Raw genomic sequence first — 16,395 nt, forward strand, 5'->3', positions numbered from 1 at the left:
TGAACGTGACACCATGGCCGGGTGAACGGGTCCGGGGTGCGCGTGTGGCGGCTGACCGTCGCCGCGAGCGGTGCCCTCGGGGTCTGGCTGGCCGCGCAGCAGTACGACGTGTGGTGGACCGCGCTGAGCCAGCTGGCCAACCTCGCGGTGGCCGTGCTCTTCGTCGCGCTCGCCTTCCGTGAGCCACGGTCGCCCTGGTTGCGCGGCGGGCTCACCACCGTGATGGTCGTGGTGTCCCTCGCCTACCTGCCGATGCAGAACGGCAACCTCACCGAGCCGTGGTCGGTGGTCGAGCACGTCGTCACCCCGGCGCTCGTCCTCGTCGACTTCCTGGTCGTCGGCGGGAACCAGGCCGGCACCCGCTGGTGGCACCCGCTCTCCTGGCTGTTGCCGCCGCTGGCCTACCTCGCCTGGTACCTCGCCGCCGACCTGCAGGTCTACGACGCCCTCGACCCCTCGGCCCCCGCGCTGTTCGCCGGGCGCCTCGGCATCCTCCTCGCGCTGCTGCTGGCCACGGGCTTCGGCCTGGTGGCGCTCGGCAGGGCTCGCGGCTCGGTCCTACGATCGGCCGGGTGAGCACGGACGCGCCCCTGGCCCCGCTGACCCTGCCGGACGACGACTCCGCGGAGGAGTGGCTCCGTCACCGGACCGAGTCCTCGCTGGCAGAGGCGCGCTCGCTGGTCGACCGGCTCCGCTCGACCCCGCCGGCCGACGCGCTCGCCGCGCTCGAGCGGTGGGACGAGGTCACCCGGCTGATGTCGAACGTCGCCGCGTGCGGCTCGCTCCTCGGCAACGTGCACCCGCGCGAGACCGTGCGGGACCTCGGCGACCGCGCCGAGCAGGAGGTCGACAAGCTCGCCACCGAGCTGCGCCAGGACCGCGCCCTCTTCGAGGTCTTCGAGGGGCTCGACGACTCCAGCCTCGACGAGCTGGCGGCCCGGCTCCTGGTGAAGACCCTCGAGGACTTCCGTCGCGCCGGGGTCGACCGCGACGACGCCACCCGGGCCCGGATCGCCGAGCTCAACGACCGGATCACCGAGCTCGACCAGCTCTTCTCCCGCAACATCCGCGAGGACGTGCGCTCGATCCGGGTCGCTCCCGACCGGCTCGCGGGGATGCCCGGCGACTGGCTCGACGCCCACCCGCCGGGCGAGGACGGAGTGGTGACGGTGACGACGGACTACCCCGACGTCGTACCGGTCCGCACGTTCTGCCGCGACGCCGAGGTCCGCCACGACCTGGTCGTGCAGTTCCTCGACCGCGGCTGGCCGCAGAACGACGAGGTGCTCCGCGAGCTCTTCACGCTGCGCCACGAGCGCGCCACGCTCGTCGGGTACGACTCCTGGCCCGCCTACGACGCCGCGGTCAAGATGATCGGCTCCGGCCCGGCGATCCCCGCCTTCATCGACCGGATCGCCGAGGCCGCCCGGGAGCCGGGCGAGCGGGACCTCGCGACCGTGCTGGCCCGGCTCCGCCAGGACCGCCCGGACGCCGCCGACGCTGGAGCAGTCAGTCTCACCTCCGCCGACTCCGCCTACTACGAGGAGCTGGTCCGCAAGGAGCAGCTCGACGTCGACGCCCAGCTGGTCCGGACCTACTTCGCCTTCCCCAAGGTGCGCCAGGGGCTGCTCGAGGTCACCGGCCGGCTCTTCGGCCTGCGCTACGACCCCGTGCCCGACGCCGTGGTCTGGGCGCCGGACGTCACGGCGTACGACGTGGTGCGCACCGCCGACGGGCAGCACCTCGGCCGGATCTACCTCGACCTCCACCCGCGCGAGGGCAAGTACGGCCACGCAGCGCAGTTCACCCTCGTCGACGGCGTGGCCGGGAAGCAGCTGCCCGAGGGGGTGCTCGTCTGCAACTTCTCCCGCGGCCTGATGGAGCACGACCAGGTGGTCACGCTCTTCCACGAGTTCGGCCACCTGCTGCACCACGTGCTCGGCGGGCACGGTCGCTGGACCCGCTTCGCGGGCGTCGCCACCGAGTGGGACTTCGTGGAGGCGCCGAGCCAGATGCTCGAGGAGTGGGCGTGGGACGCCGACGTGCTCCGCTCGTTCGCCACCGACGACGCCGGGTCACCGATCCCCGCCGCGCTGGTCGAGCGGATGCGCCGCGCCGACGACTTCGGCAAGGGCACCTACGCCCGGGTGCAGATGTTCTACGCCGCGATGTCGTACTGGTTCCACGCGGACCGGCCCGACGACCTCACCGCGCGGATGGTCGAGCTCCAGGAGCGCTACTCCCCGCTGGCCTGGATCGAGGGGACCCACATGTTCGCCTCGTTCGGCCACCTCGGCGGCTACTCGTCGGGCTACTACACCTACATGTGGTCGCTGGTGATCGCGAAGGACCTCTTCAGCGCCTTCGACCCCGAGGACCTCTTCGACGCCGAGGTCGCCGGCCGCTACCGCGACCGGGTGCTGGCGCCCGGCGGCACCAAGGACGCCGCCGACCTCGTCGCCGACTTCCTCGGGCGGCCCTACACCTTCGACGCGTACGCCGCCTGGCTGGCGCGGTAGCCGCCGAAGTACTGAGCCAACGGCCGTCTGCCGGAGTGCTCCACGCGGGCGGCACGCCCTACCGGCCGCCTTTGCTCAGTAGTTCGGCGCGTCGAAGGGTCCTGCGTCGTCCGCTCGCCTGCCGCGCGGTGAGGTCGTGGGACAGGCCCCCGGCGCGGGCGCCAGGGTCCCGATAGGCAGCCGGGTCGAGGTCGAGGTCAACCTGGGTGCGATGGGGGAGTGCGGGCTGGACCTGCCGCCCGCGCCCGCGCAGCTCGACCGGGTCGCGCGGCTCTTCGTCCGGTTCGCGCGCGGCCACGGCACGCCGCCGGTCGACACCCCGGTCCGGCTCCACCTCGGCGGCCACCACGTGCGAACCTTGGCGACTGAGGCTGCGGGTGACCGGTCGGCCTGGCGGACCTGCCCGGAGCAGGGCTCGTACGCCGGGCACAGCTGTCCCTTGGCGGCGGTCGACGTGCTCGCCGGCCACCCCGGGCCGCTGGCCGTCACCTCGCGCCCGCCGGAACACCCGTGCGCACACCCGGCCCCGCTGCCCGGTGCGGCCACCATCCAGGCCGACGAGCAGATGACCTGCGTCGACTACTTCGCGGTTCGGCTGCTCGTCAACGACGTCGGCCAGGTGACCGCCGTCGACCTCGTCCTGGCCGAGCCGTAGCCGGCCGAGGCCGGATCAGATCCAGCCGGTCCGGCGGGCGATGGCGCAGGCGTCGTGACGGTTGGCCGCGCCGAGCTTCGTGACGGCGCTGGAGAGGTAGTTGCGGACGGTGCCGGGGGAGAGCGAGGCCCGGGCGGCGATCTCGTCGACCGGTGCCCCGTCGGCGGCGAGCTCGAGCACGTCGGCCTCCCGCGGCGTGAGCGGGCTGTCCCCGGCGGCGATCGCCTCGGTGGCCAGGTCGGGGTCGACGTACCGGCCACCCTCGTGGACGGTGCGGACCACCCGGGCGAGGGTGGCGGCCGAGGTGGTCTTGGGCAGGAACCCGCGCACCCCCGCCGACAACGCGCGCTTGAGGTGGCCCGGCCGGCCGTGGCCGGTGACGATGACCGACCCGCACCCGGGCAGCGCGGTGGCGAGCTCCTCGGCCACGCCGATCCCGTCCAGGCCCGGCATCTGCAGGTCGAGGACGGCGACGTCGACCGCGTGGTGGACGGCAGCGGCGACCGCCTCGGGGCCGGTAGCGGCCTGCGCGACGACGTGGAGGTCGCCCTGGAGGTCGAGCATCTGGGCGAGCGCCTCGCGGATGAGGTGCTCGTCGTCGGCGAGCAGGATCCGGATCGGCGGCGGGGCGGTCACGGCAGCACCATCCGCACGACGAACTCCTCGCCCCGGTGGCCGGTCTCCAGGCCGGCGCCGAGGGGCGCCAGCCGAGCCCGCACGCCGGCGAGCCCGCTCCCGTCGGCGGCCGGCGCCACCGGCGACCGGTCGTTGCGGACCAGCAGCACGCCGTCGGCGTACCCGATCGCGACCCTGGTGGCCCGCGAGTGGCGCAGCACGTTGGTGACCGCCTCGCGGACCACCCACGCGGCCGGCTCGTGCCACTGCTCGGGCAGCTCTCGGACGTCGACGTCGGCCTCGATCCCGGCCGACCGGAGCAGCGAGACGGCGCCCTCGAGCTCCTGCTCGAGGTCCACCGCCCGGTAGCCGCGGGCCAGCTCCCGCGCCTCCCGCAGCGCGTCGTGGGCGAGGCCGCGCACCTCCAGCGCCCGGTCGGCCGCGCGCTCGTCGTGCCGCCCGACCAGCGTCGCCGTCAGCTCGGCCTGCACCGCGATGGCGGAGAGGCGCCGGCCGAGGACGTCGTGGACGTCGCGGGAGAACCGCAGCCGCTCCTCGGCCACGGCGAGCGCCGCCTGTGCGGTGCGCCCGCGGTCGAGCTCGACGACGATGTCGAGCAGCCACAGGGAGAGCCGGACGGTGAGCACGAAGAACGAGCCGGCGGCGAGGGCGTACGCCGTCGTGCCGGCGTCGCGCGCGGGCACCCAGGCGACCAGGCCGAGGGCGGGGACGAGCGCCAGCAGCACCCGCCGGTCCCGCAGCCCGCCGAAGCCCCACGCCAGGGCGAAGGCCGCGACGAGCCCGCCGGAGGCGGGGAGGTCGCTCGGCAGCGCCGACGAGACCGCGACGAGGACGACCACGGAGCCGAGCAGCGCCAGCCCGCTGGCACGGGGCAGTGGCCGCGCCTGCGGGTAGAGCCGGGTCGCGTCCCGCAGCGCCCACGTGGAGGCGGCGCCGACGACGAGCGCGCCGACGAGCAGGACGGCGTACGCCGTGGGGTGCTGGTCCGCGGCCGGCGACGCTCCCAGCAGGAGCACGCCGATCATCAGCCAGGCGATGGCGAAGAGCGACTGGCGGGTGTAGAGGTCGACCAGCTGGACCTGGTCGCGACCGGACCAGACGCGTCGCCACCAGCCGGTCATGGGGCCCGACCCTAGCCAGCCGGCGGCGGTCAGGTCCGCGGTTCCCACTGCATCGACCGGCGGGCGAGGGCCACCGCGATCACCGTCCACACGGCGAGGACCAGGAGCGGCTGCCCTGCCGCGGCCCAGGTCTCGGAGAACCCCAGCGTCTGCTCCACGCTGCCGCGCTCCATGCCGAACCAGGTGACCCGCACCAGCTCGGTCATCGCCGCCCCCGGCGTGAGGTCGGTCCAGCGGCGGACCTCCTCCGGGAATCCGATGGCGACCTGGCCCAGGATCGCGAGGATGAAGATCGGCATGCTGGTCATCTGGGCCGCCTCGGCGTTGCGGGTCCACGCGGCCGTCCAGCACGCGAAGGCGGCGAAGAGGACGAGGGTGGCCAGCACGGCCACGAGGTACAGCAGCGGGTTGCGCGGCACCGGCTGGCCGAGGGCGATCGCGACGGGCACGGCGACCACGGCCGTGCCCAGGGCGACGACGAAGCCGGGCAGCGCCAGCGACGTGATGATCTCGGCGTCGGTGCTCTCCCCGGTGCGCAGCCGCTTGAGCACCAGCTCGTCGCGGCGGGTCACCAGCTGCGAGAGCAGGTTGTAGTAGACGGGGAAGAGGGCCGCCATCATCAGCGCGGTCACGATGGCCGCCGCGCCCGCCCCGCCGCTGTCCTCCCCGCTGTCCCCGACGAGCAGGAGGCCGAGCGGGAGGAGGGGGAGGACGACGGCGTAGAAGAGGGTCATCCGGTTCCGGGTCACCAGGATCGCGTTGGCCCGGGCGAGGCCGACCGTCCGACGCGGGGAGAGGGTCGGGACCGTCGGTCGCCGGGTCGGGCCGGTGGTGGTCTGCTGGCTCATCGGGAGGCTCCTTCGGCGACGGAGAGGAAGACGGACTCGAGCGAGGCGCTGCGGGCCTCGAGGCCGCGCAGCCGGACGTCGCGTGCGGCGGCGTCGCCGAGCAGGGCGGTCAGGGTCCGCTGCAGGTCGTGGGTCTCGACGGTGGTGCTGCCGCGTTCGGTGGTGACGCCCGCGGAGGCCGGGAGGTCGTCGAGGTCCCCGAGCTCGGGTGCCGCCTCGAACCGGATGGTCGCCGGGCGCTCCTGGCTGAGGTCGGTGGGCGTCCCCTCGCGGACGATCCGGCCGGCGTGCATGATCGCGACCCGGTCGGCCAGTGCCTCGGCCTCCTCCAGGTGGTGCGTCGTCAGCAGCACCGACCGGCCGCGGTCGCGCAGGGACCGGATGAGGTCCCACACCCGCCGACGGCTCTCCGGGTCCAGGCCGGTCGTCGGCTCGTCGAGGAAGACGACCTCCGGGTCGCCGAGGAGCGTGCAGGTGAGGTCGAGCCGGCGGGTCTCGCCGCCCGACAGGCTGCGGACGCGTACGTCGGCGCGGCCGGCCAGGTCCTGCTCGGCGAGCGCGTCGTCGACCGGCCGCGGCGAGGTGATCGTCGAGGCCCACATGTGGAGCGTCTCGGCGACGGTGAGGTCGGCCGGGAATCCGCTGGACTGCAGCAGGATGCCGGTGCGGCGGCGTACCTCCGCCCGGTCGGTGACCGGGTCGAGGCCGAGGATGCTCACCTCGCCGGCGCTCGCCGGTGCCAGTCCCTCGACGACCTCGAGCGCCGAGGTCTTCCCGGCGCCGTTGGTGCCGAGCAGGGCGACGACGGTGCCGGCCTCGACGACGAGGTCGACCCCGCGGACGGCTTCGAAGGCGGCCTCCCCCTCGCCGTACGTGCGGTGGAGGCCGGCGGCCCGGATGGCTGGCTGCGTGCTCACCTCTTCACGGTCCCCGATGATCGGGCGCGTCCCCAGTGCGCCGGCTCACCGGCTGACCATGACGTTTGTCAGGTCCGGGCGGGGGCGGCCGGATCTGGTTACCCTCCGGTACGTGACGACGCCCTCGTTCGACCTCAGCCCCGACCACGTCGAGCTCCGCGACTGGGTGCACTCCTTCGCCGCCGACGTCATCCGCCCGGCCGCGGCCGAGTGGGACGAGCGGGAGGAGTTCCCCTGGCCGGTCCTGGAGGAGGCGGCGAAGATCGGCCTCTACTCGCTGGACTTCTTCGCCACGCAGAGCTTCGACGAGACCGGCCTCGGCATCCCGGTCACGATGGAGGAGCTCTTCTGGGGCGACGCGGGCATCGGCCTCTCCATCGTCGGTACGACGCTCGCGGCGGCAGGCGTGCGCGCCAACGGCACCGACGAGCAGGTGGGGGAGTGGGTCCCGCAGATGTTCGGCGAGCCCGGCGACCTGAGGCTCGCGGCGTTCTGCTCCTCCGAGCCCGACGCCGGCAGCGACGTCGGGGCCATGCGGACCCGTGCGGTCTACGACGAGGCGACGGACGAGTGGGTCCTCAACGGCACGAAGACCTGGGCCACCAACGGCGGGCTCGCCGACATCCATGTCGTGACGGCGGTCGTCGACCCGGACCTGCGCACCCGCGGGCAGGCGTCGTTCATCGTCCCGCCGGGCACGAAGGGGCTGAGCCAGGGGCAGAAGTTCCACAAGCACGGCATCCGCGCCTCCCACACCGCGGAGGTGGTCCTGGACCAGGTCCGCGTGCCGGGCCGGTGCCTGCTGGGCGGCAAGGAGAAGCTGGACGCCCGGCTCGCCCGCGCCCGCGAGGGCACCCGCGCCGGTGGCAACGCGAGCATGGCGACCTTCGAGCGGACCCGGCCCGCCGTCGGCGCGCAGGCGGTCGGCATCGCCCGTGCGGCCTACGAGGTGGCGCTCGACTACGCGAAGACGCGCGAGCAGTTCGGCCGGCCGATCGTCGAGAACCAGGCGATCGCCTTCGCCCTGGCGGACATGAAGACCTCCATCGACGCCGCCCGGCTCCTGGTGTGGCGCGCGGCGTGGATGGCCAGCCAGCGCAAGAGCTTCGACGCGGCGGAGGGCTCGATGTCCAAGCTGGTCGCCGGTGAGACCGCGGTCAAGGTCACCGGCCAGGCGATGCAGATCCTCGGCGGGAACGGCTTCACCCGCGAGTACCCCGTCGAGCGGATGGCCCGGGACGCGAAGATCTACACGATCTTCGAGGGCACCTCGGAGATCCAGCGGCTCGTCATCGCCCGCGCGATCTCCGGCGCCCAGATCCGGTAGCGGGCCCCTCGCCTCACCCCTCCCGACCCACGACCTCGAGGAGCTCCATGTCCGTCGCCACCACGCCCACGTCCTGCACGCCCCCGTCGACCCGCCGGCGCACCCGCGCGCTGGCGGCTGCGGCGCTGTCGTCCCTGCTCGTCCTCGGTGCCTGCGGTGACAGCGGCGGTGGCGGCTCCGAGGGTGAGGCCGCGGAGCTGCTCACCGAGGAGCAGGCGACCACGGCCCTGCTGACCTCGGAGGTGGTTGCCGACGGGATGGTGGAGGTCCCCGCGGGCGCCGAGGAGGATGACGACGCGGAGGGGTCCTTGGGCTGCCTGGATGCGCTCGACGACATCAAGGAGGCCGAGGCGCCCGTCGAGGTCGACCGGGACTTCGAGGCCGAGAACGAGTTCGCGCTGCCCGCCCTGACCACCCAGGTGGTCTCCTACGACGACGCCGGCGAGACCGCGGACGCGCTCGACGCCTTCCGTGAGGCCATCGAGGACTGCGACAGCATCGACGAGACCGACCCCGACGGCGCGCGGATGCAGCTCGAGATCGAGCTCGACGACGCGCTGACCAACGAGGCGGCGGACGAACAGGCCAACCTGCGCGCGACCGGGACCATCTCCGCCGAGGGTGTCGAGTTCCCGTTCGGCATCTGGTTCGCTGTCGCCCGCGTCGACAACCACATCGTCACGGTGGGGCTCACCGACCTGACCGAGGAGTTCGGCGACCGGCTCGACGCGTACGTCACGGTGGCCGTCGACCGGCTCGCCGCCGTCGCCGACGGTGAGGAGCCCGCTGGCACGGCCGTGGAGGAGAGCGGCACAGTCTCCTGACGCGGCGTGCTGCCCAGCGTGCGCTGGGGCGCACGCTGGGCAGCACGCGGGCGAGGTGTTCCGGCTGGTCGGCCGCCTCACACGAGCGGTCGGCCTCCGACCGGCCTGGGAGCGCCCGGCACGATGGCGGCGTGACCACCTCGCGCTTCTACGGCCGGATCGCCGGCGTCGGCTCGACGAGCGGCGTGCGGGTCGTCGTGGGCCATTGGCACGACACCCCGCTCGGCGCCTTCTCCGACGCGATGGTGGCGACCGGCTCGGGTCATCGGGTGCTGCTCGCGCCGCACGAGGCCGCGGCGGGGTTCATCGCGTCGACCTACCGCTTCGACGAGGTGCGCATCGAGCCCTTCGCCGTCGCCGCCCGCGACGGAGCCTGGCGGGTCCGGTCGCCGTCACTGGTCCTCGACCTCACGGTGGGCCCGCGCACGGCCCTCGGTCGCCTCCTGCGTGCCGTGCCCCGCCGGCTGGCCGGCTCCCCGGCGTTCTGCACGGTGACGGACCCCGTCGCGAGGGTGGTCCTCGACGGCGTGCGCACGCGCGGGTCGGCCGGCGGCGGTCGGCGCGAGTTCTACGGCGCGACGGACCACCGGGTGGTGACCGCGGCGAGCGGGTCGTTCGACGGGGTCGACCTCGGCTCGCTCGCGCCGGTCGACCCGGCGCCGCGGTTCGGCTTCTCCTCCACCCCGGCTCGTCCGTCGGTCACGAGCGTGGTGACGACCGTGCGGGGCTAAGACCCCGTTGTAACGTTTCACTCACCCCGAGTCCACTGTCCATTCCGGTTCCCGACTCCTGGTGCCAGCAGGCTGCGACCGCCCGGTCGACCACCGGGTCGTCGAAAGGAATCGAAGAATGCAACCCGTCAAGCGTCGCGGTCTGCGCGGTGCGGGGATGGCCTGCGCCGTCCTCGCCACCTCGGTGGCCGTCGCCCTCCCGTCCATGGCCGAAGGTGGGGACGAGCCGCACGACACCGCGGTCGCCGCCCCTGTCGACCTCGTCGGTGCGCCCGAGAAGTACCTCATCGAGAACGTGCACGCCGCGGGCAAGGTCATGGAGATCGGCAACCCGAACGCCATGCTGACCGGGCCGGGCGAGCCGCAGGCGCCGGCCGCCGCCGCCATCTTCTCGCGGGCGGTGAAGCCCGCGGCCCTCGCCGCCCAGGTGATCGAGGCCTACCCCGTGGTCGGGGCGACCGACACCTACGTGCTCACGAACGCCGAGGGGGACGTGCTGGCGCGACGGGACAACGGCGACCAGTCGTTCCGGTACCTCGAGGTGGTGGAGCAGACGCCGGACGAGGCCGCTGCCGACCCCTACGCGCAGTGGCGCGTGGCGGACGCGGGCAACGGCAGCGTCTACCTGCAGAACGTGCAGCCCTACGACGGCGGCGCCGTCCCGAACCTGGACATGTACAACTGGGCGACCGCGGACGGCTCGGAGATCCAGACGTACGACGCCGGCTCGGCGAACGTCCAGAAGTGGGTGCTGCGCTCGCTGGTGCCCAGCACCCCGGTCCCCACGTCGATCGTGGACCCCGGCACCGTGCCCACCCCGCCGAGCACCCTCAAGGCGAAGTACTCCTGGGGCGCCGTCCACACGCTCGACGACATCGCGTGGGCGATGCCGGACGAGTCGGTGTGGGACGCCGACGGGACCGAGGTGACCATCGAGGGGACCGGGCTCGGCTACTTCGGCGAGGACGTCGCGGTCAGCGCCCGCTACACCATCGGGACGCTGGGCGACGCGGTCGAGGCGACGATGACCGCCTACGTCGGCGCGACGGTGGACGAGCTGCGGGTCAAGGCGCCGCGGACGGTGGAGCGGACGCTCTCGGGCTCCGAGCAGACGGTGACCAGCGAGGTCAGCTGGGACTGGTCGACCGTCACCCAGGACGAGCTCGCCACGGCCGGCTCCTTCACCGTGCCCGCACGGGAGTCCGTCGGCTTCGACGCGACCCTGCGGATCACCCTGGCCGAGCAGGAGGAGGTCAACCTGCTGCGCGCCGGCGGCGTCCATCTCGTCACCCGGCACGCCGACAGCTCCGGCGGCCTGACCGACGGCAACCGCAACGCCGTCGGCTTCAGCGACTGGCGCGGCGGCGGCGAGACCAACCGCGTCGACCCCAACCTGCTGACCTTCCACTTCGACGTGCCCTCGCAGGTCACGGGCGTCGGCGTCTACGACATCGGTGGCAAGCAGAACATCGGCGGGGTCACCGTGCAGTACCGCGACACCTGGGGCGGCTGGTACGACCTCCCGGCCCACGACCAGCAGTGGCCGTACGCCAACTCCACGCCCGACCTCGCCCTGGACGTCGACAACGACCCGGTCCTCGCCACCGGCGTCCGCGTCCGCATCACCCACAAGTCCAACGCCACGTGGAAGACGCTCTCCGAGGTCGAGGTCTACGGACGCACCCTGGCGGGGGCGCGCTGATGCCGACGCCGTCCCGCTCCACGATTCCCGAAGGAACACCCATGAACCCGCGCACCCGGCGCCCCGGCTGGCGCCGCTCGCTCCACGGCTTCGCCGTCATGACGTCCACGCTCGCCATCGGCGCAGCGGGCACCCTCGCCGGCCACGCGCTCACCGGCACCTCGCCGGCCACCCTGGCCGCCACCGCGGCCGACACCCCGGCCGCGACCGCGGACGACACCGCGGCGGCGGATCCCGCCGCGACCCCCCGCTCCAGCTTCGTCCTCGCAGCGCTGCCCGACACGCAGTTCTACTCGCGCTACAGCGCCTCGCAGTTCTACCCGAAGTACGGCACCAACCCCTTCGAGGCACAGACGCGCTGGATCGTCGACCACCAGGACGAGCTCAACATCCCGTTCACCGTGCACCTCGGCGACGTCGTCGACCAGGAGTGGGTCACGGGTGAGTTCGACGCCGGCAAGAAGGCGATGGACCTGCTCACCGAGGGCGGCATGCCCTACTCGGTGCTCCCGGGCAACCACGACGTCGAGAACATGGGCGCGCGGTCGTCGGTCGACAACTCGACCAACTACCTGCGCTACTTCGGCGACGCGACGCTGTCCGCGCAGGCCGAGGCGACCGGCGCCACCCTCGTCGGCACCTACCAGCAGGGGCTCTCCTCGGCGTACCTCTTCGAGGCCGAGGGGCGTACCTGGATGTCGCTGGCGCTCGCGTGGAACGCCTCCGACGACAGCCTGGACTGGGCGCAGACCATCCTCGACGCCCACCCCGGGGTGCCCGTCGTCCTCACCTCCCACGCCATCGTCAACGTGGGCACCGACCAGTCCTCCCCGGCGTACTGGTGGTGGGGCGAGCACCTGTGGGACCGGCTGATCCGGAAGAACGACCAGATCGTGCTGACGGCCAGTGGCCACTTCCACGGCAACACCATGCAGACCCGCACCAACGACGCCGGCCACGAGGTCTATCAGGTCCTCTCGGACTTCCAGATGGCCGCCGACGGCGGCAACGGCTACATGAACCTCTTCGAGTTCGACCTCACGAACGACAAGATCAACGTCAGCACGGTCTCGCCGTGGGTGACCCAGAAGGACCCCGACTCCCTGACGTCCTCGGATGCGCCGGTGCTCACCGGCACGTGGCAGGACTTCAGCGTCGACGTCGACTTCGGCGAGCGGTTCGGGTGGACCCTCGACCCCGCGGAGGAGGACAACGGCGACCTGACCGCAGCCGCCAAGGAGATCGCCTCCGAGGGCTGGGACGGCGGCGCCGGCCAGAAGCCGATGGCGCCGGCCGGCAGCTCCGAGGACTACGTCGAGGTGGGCGGGACCGTGGCCCACTGGCGCTTCGGGGACGTGGCCGAGGGCGACCTCACCCCCGGGGTCGAGGTGCCCGACGTCGCCGGCGAGAGCCCCATGCGCCGCAACCCTGTCGAGGCCACCGACGCCGACGACGAGCTCGACGACGTCCAGGTCAACCACGACGACGTCCCGTTCTACTCCGCCGACCAGGGTGCCGTCTGCTTCGACGAGGTGGCGCGCACCGGAGGCGACTACGACAAGCTCGGCTTCCTCACCACCGAGTACGGCGCACCCGCGACCTTCGCCGACCTGACCTCGACGAGCGGCTACACGATCGAGACCTTCCTCAAGCTCGACGAGGACTGGACCGAGACCTACAACCGGTGGAGCGCGGCCCTCACCCGCGGCGGCGTGCGGAGCTGGACCGGGATCAACGACTCCTCCGACCCCGGCGCGGGTGCCTCCTGGCTGGGCATCTCGAGCCTGCGGGAGTACCAGTTCACGGCCGGCGACACCGACACGAGCAACTCCTACACCCTGTGGTCCGGCGAGATCATGCAGGGCGCCTGGCACCACGTCGCGATCGTCGACGACCCGGTCGCCGACACGGTGATCATGTACGTCGACGGCGTCCCGGTGCTCCGCAACGCCTCCAAGGTCGGCGGCATGAAGGCGGCCGACTACATGCCCTGGATCATCGGGGCGTCGACGTGGGACAACGAGCCGGAGCACGGCTGGCACGGTTGCGTGGGTGAGACCCGCATCGTCGACCACGCCCTCGACAGCAGCCAGTTCCTCTACCAGCGGGTCGACATCGACGGGTCCGGACCGAACTTCGCGCTCGCGACGGACCTCTCCGAGCCCCTCGCGGCCGGCTCTACCCTCGGGACCCTCCGCGGCTCCGGGTACCCGGGCGCCACGGTCAGCGTGGTGGTCGACGGCACCGAGCGCGGGTCGGCGACCGTCGCGTCCGGCGGCGCGTGGACGGTCGACCTCGACACACCGATCAGCGGCGCGGGCAGCCACGCCGTCGAGATCGTCCAGTCGATCGGCACCCGCGACGGTGCGCCGTACCGGGCCACGGTCGCCATCGCGGACGAGCCCGCCGCCCCGGGGCCGGCTCCGGACGCCCTGACGACCGACACCCCGACGATCGCCGGGACCCCCGTGGTCGGGGCGTCGGTGTCAGCGGTGCCGGGCGAGTGGACCGAGGGCGCGACGTTCCGCTACCAGTGGATCGCCGACGGCGCCGCCATCCCCGGCGCCACCGACGCGACGTTCACCATCCCGGCGTCGCTCGCCGGGGCGGAGCTCGCGGTCGCGGTGACCGGGGCGAAGGACGGCTACGAGCCGGCCACCGAGACCTCGGCCGCCGTGACCGTCGCGAAGGCGGCGCTCACCACCTCCGCTCCGACCATCGCGGGGGAGCCGGCCGTCGGGGAGACCGTGCGGGCCGTTCCCGGCTCGTGGACCGAGGGCACCGCGTTCGCCTACCAGTGGAACGCCGACGGTGTCGCCGTCCCGGGCGCGACCTCGGCCCGCTTCGCCATCCCGGCCGCGCTGGCCGGTGCCCGGCTCACCGTGGCGGTCACCGGGTCCAAGCCCGGCCACGACCCGGCCACGGAGACGTCGTCCGGCGTAGCCGTGGCGAAGGGGACGCTCACGTCCGCGAAGCCGCGGATCAAGGGCAAGGTCCGGGTCGGCGCCACGGTGCGGGTCCGCACGGGCTCGTGGACCGAGGGCACGACGTTGCGGTACCGGTGGTTCGCCGACGGTTCGCGGATCAAGGGCGCGAACGGGCGGCGCCTCACCATCCCGGCGCGGCTCGCCGGGGAGAAGCTGGTCGTCAAGGTCGTCGGCTCGAAGCCGGGCTACCAGACCGCCCGGGAGCTGAGCGCGACCAAGCGGGTCAAGCGCGCCAAGCGCTGACCCGCAGCCGCACGAGCGACGAACGGGGCCCCGCCGGTGCGGGGCCCCGTTCGCCGTCCCGGGTGGCGGGCCACGCCCGGACCTCGGGAGTCGTGCGGGCGCCGACGGAGGCCCTGGCCTACAGCGTGGCCGCCCGGTTGAGCCAGGTCGAGGTCACCACCATGCCGACCTTCTCGTAGAGCGCGAGCGCGCCGGTGCGGGAGTCGGTGGAGAGCTCCGAGCGGGTGGCGCCGTGGGCGCGGGCGGCGGCGAAGGCGTCGACCAGCAGGGCCTGCGCCAGCCCGCGGCCGCGCTGGTCGGCGCGGGTCGCAAGCTTGTCGACGAAGCCGCAGCCGTCGTCGAGGTGGAGCAGGGCCGCTGCGAGGACCTCGCCGCTGGCGTCGGCCACCACGCGCACGTGCCACGGCTCGAAGCCCGGCCGCTGGAACGTCGAGGCGCTGAAGTCCTCGAAGGACTCCCGCTCGCGGTCCGACCACTCCAGGAAGGCGTCCTCGACCACGGTCCACACCGCCCGGCGCTCGTCGTCCCGGGCCTCGCGGACCACGTGGCCGGCGGGCAGCGGCCGCTCCGGCACGGTTCGCCCGGGCGGCAGCTGCAGCACCCAGCTGGTCCAGCGGACCTGGTAGCCGAGCGCCTCGAGCAGCCGGTCGCCGGCCGAGCCCTGCGGGACCGGCTGGCCGACCACGGTGGCCCCCCGGCCGCGTGCCGTCTCGCGGATCCACCCGGCGAGCGCCGTACCGATGCCCCGGCCGCGGTACGCCGGGTGCACGGCGGCGTCGGAGCGGTCGCCGCCCGAGTGCTCGCCGTAGGCGACCAGCCGGTCGCCGTCGAACACTCCGAGCGTGCTGGCCGCGATGTCGAAGGAGGGGCGCTGCCAGTCCCCGACGATGTCGCCCAGCTCGATGACGACCTCGCCGACGTCCTCCAGCTCCTGGGCGGCCATGACGTCGACGACGGGTTGAGCGTCATCGAGGGTGAGGGGGCGGGAGCTGAGCCCGGCGGGCAGGTCGATGGCGGTGGACACCCGCGCATCAGAGCACGGAACGGCCCGACGGGGCCGCCCATTTTGTCGGGCGGCCCCGTCGGGGTCGTGCGGGTGCTGGGTCAGGCGTTCTTGATCGCCGAGACGTCGAACTCGAGCTTGATCTTCTCCGAGACGAGGACGCCGCCGGTCTCCAGCGCGGCGTTCCAGGTCAGGCCCCAGTCCTTGCGGTTGATGGCGGTGCTGCCCTCGAAGCCGACGCGGAGGTTGCCGAAGGGGTCGCGCGCCGAGCCGGTCTCGTCGAAGGCGACGGTGACCGGCTTGGTGACGCCCTTGATGGTCAGGTCGCCGGTGATCGCCCAGGTGTCCTCGTCGACCTTCTCGACCTTCGTGGAGACGAAGGTGATCTCCGGGTTGTTCTCGGCGTCGAAGAAGTCGGCGGAGACCAGGTGGCCGTCGCGGTCGGCGGAGCCGGTGTCGATGCTGGCGGTCTGGATGGTCAGGCTGACCGAGGAGGCCGCCGGGTTCGCGGCGTCGATGTGCGCGGTGCCGACGTACTCCTTGAAGGCGCCGCGGACGGTGGTGACCATCGCGTGGCGGGCGCTGAAGCCGATGCGCGAGTGCGAGGCGTCGATCGTGTAGTCGCCGGTGATGTCGGCGACGGCGCTGGTGGCGGCGTCGAAGACGGGGGCAGCGGCCTGGGTCTCGGCCGGCGCGGTCGCGGTCTCGGGGGAGGTCTTGTCGGCCTTGCGGGTGAAGATGCTCATCGGGTGCTCCTGAGGGATGGCGGGTGGAGGAGGACGCATCGTCGACGCATCCTTCAAAGTTCAACCACCCGAACGGACCGCAGTCCGCTTTCATTCCCGGTCGCGCGGCCGCGGGCACTGGTCTGGACCGCTCCGG

At 73.2% G+C, this 16,395-nt stretch carries 14 protein-coding genes; 8 read left to right on the forward strand and 6 right to left on the reverse strand.

Going from position 1 to position 16,395, the window contains the following annotated elements; translation table 11 throughout:
- Nucleotides 1-21 precede the first annotated feature (21 nt).
- From ACSMHG_RS17275 to ACSMHG_RS17285, 3 genes are all read left to right on the forward strand, one after another.
- Nucleotides 22-576: a hypothetical protein gene (locus ACSMHG_RS17275; RefSeq protein WP_435747389.1), complete on the forward strand. Its 555-nt coding sequence runs from the start codon at nucleotides 22-24 to the stop codon at nucleotides 574-576.
- Nucleotides 573-2,519 carry a M3 family metallopeptidase gene (locus ACSMHG_RS17280; RefSeq protein ID WP_435747391.1) on the forward strand — a complete coding sequence of 649 codons (1,947 nt, stop codon included), beginning with the start codon at nucleotides 573-575 and terminating at the stop codon, nucleotides 2,517-2,519. Before ACSMHG_RS17275 ends, ACSMHG_RS17280 begins: the two co-directional genes overlap by 4 nt.
- A gap of 136 nt (nucleotides 2,520-2,655) precedes the next feature.
- Nucleotides 2,656-3,174 (forward strand): hypothetical protein, encoded by a 519-nt coding sequence (locus ACSMHG_RS17285; RefSeq protein ID WP_435747393.1) that lies wholly within the window; start codon nucleotides 2,656-2,658, stop codon nucleotides 3,172-3,174.
- 15 nt (nucleotides 3,175-3,189) lie between these two features.
- Here ACSMHG_RS17285 and ACSMHG_RS17290 read toward each other — a convergent pair whose 3' ends face one another.
- From ACSMHG_RS17290 to ACSMHG_RS17305, 4 genes are read right to left on the reverse strand one after another with little or no spacing between them, the layout of a single operon-like run.
- Complete coding sequence (locus ACSMHG_RS17290; protein ID WP_435747395.1) at nucleotides 3,190-3,810, reverse strand: response regulator; 621 nt, start codon at nucleotides 3,808-3,810, stop codon at nucleotides 3,190-3,192.
- Nucleotides 3,807-4,931, reverse strand: a complete 1,125-nt coding sequence (locus tag ACSMHG_RS17295; protein ID WP_435747397.1) for a sensor histidine kinase — start codon at nucleotides 4,929-4,931, stop codon at nucleotides 3,807-3,809. The genes ACSMHG_RS17290 and ACSMHG_RS17295 overlap by 4 nt, the downstream gene beginning before the upstream one ends.
- A gap of 29 nt (nucleotides 4,932-4,960) precedes the next feature.
- Nucleotides 4,961-5,779, reverse strand: a complete 819-nt coding sequence (locus tag ACSMHG_RS17300) for an ABC transporter permease (RefSeq protein WP_435747399.1) — start codon at nucleotides 5,777-5,779, stop codon at nucleotides 4,961-4,963.
- Nucleotides 5,776-6,696: an ABC transporter ATP-binding protein gene (locus tag ACSMHG_RS17305; RefSeq protein ID WP_435747401.1), complete on the reverse strand. Its 921-nt coding sequence runs from the start codon at nucleotides 6,694-6,696 to the stop codon at nucleotides 5,776-5,778. The genes ACSMHG_RS17300 and ACSMHG_RS17305 overlap by 4 nt, the downstream gene beginning before the upstream one ends.
- Before the next feature lie 112 nt (nucleotides 6,697-6,808).
- Between ACSMHG_RS17305 and ACSMHG_RS17310 the strand changes: the two genes are divergently transcribed.
- From ACSMHG_RS17310 to ACSMHG_RS17330, 5 genes are all read left to right on the forward strand, one after another.
- Nucleotides 6,809-8,023 (forward strand): acyl-CoA dehydrogenase family protein, encoded by a 1,215-nt coding sequence (locus ACSMHG_RS17310; protein WP_435747403.1) that lies wholly within the window; start codon nucleotides 6,809-6,811, stop codon nucleotides 8,021-8,023.
- 47 nt (nucleotides 8,024-8,070) lie between these two features.
- Nucleotides 8,071-8,847, forward strand: a complete 777-nt coding sequence (locus ACSMHG_RS17315) for a hypothetical protein (RefSeq protein WP_435747405.1) — start codon at nucleotides 8,071-8,073, stop codon at nucleotides 8,845-8,847.
- A 131-nt stretch (nucleotides 8,848-8,978) separates the two neighbouring features.
- The gene (locus ACSMHG_RS17320; RefSeq protein WP_435747407.1) at nucleotides 8,979-9,578 is read left to right on the forward strand and encodes a hypothetical protein; all 600 of its coding nucleotides are present in this window, start codon (nucleotides 8,979-8,981) and stop codon (nucleotides 9,576-9,578) included.
- A gap of 118 nt (nucleotides 9,579-9,696) precedes the next feature.
- Nucleotides 9,697-11,280 (forward strand): ricin-type beta-trefoil lectin domain protein, encoded by a 1,584-nt coding sequence (locus ACSMHG_RS17325; RefSeq protein ID WP_435747409.1) that lies wholly within the window; start codon nucleotides 9,697-9,699, stop codon nucleotides 11,278-11,280.
- A 41-nt stretch (nucleotides 11,281-11,321) separates the two neighbouring features.
- Entirely contained in the window at nucleotides 11,322-14,510 is a 3,189-nt protein-coding gene (locus tag ACSMHG_RS17330) for a LamG-like jellyroll fold domain-containing protein (RefSeq protein WP_435747411.1), read from the forward strand.
- A 118-nt stretch (nucleotides 14,511-14,628) separates the two neighbouring features.
- Here the strand turns inward: ACSMHG_RS17330 and ACSMHG_RS17335 are convergent, their stop codons facing one another.
- Entirely contained in the window at nucleotides 14,629-15,534 is a 906-nt protein-coding gene (locus tag ACSMHG_RS17335) for a GNAT family N-acetyltransferase (RefSeq protein WP_435747413.1), read from the reverse strand.
- Between the two features lie 80 nt (nucleotides 15,535-15,614).
- Nucleotides 15,615-16,259, reverse strand: a complete 645-nt coding sequence (locus ACSMHG_RS17340; RefSeq protein ID WP_435747415.1) for a YceI family protein — start codon at nucleotides 16,257-16,259, stop codon at nucleotides 15,615-15,617.
- Nucleotides 16,260-16,395: the final 136 nt, after the last annotated feature.

Source organism: Nocardioides ureilyticus, assembly GCF_051280745.1.
Classification (GTDB): Bacteria; Actinomycetota; Actinomycetes; order Propionibacteriales; family Nocardioidaceae; genus Nocardioides.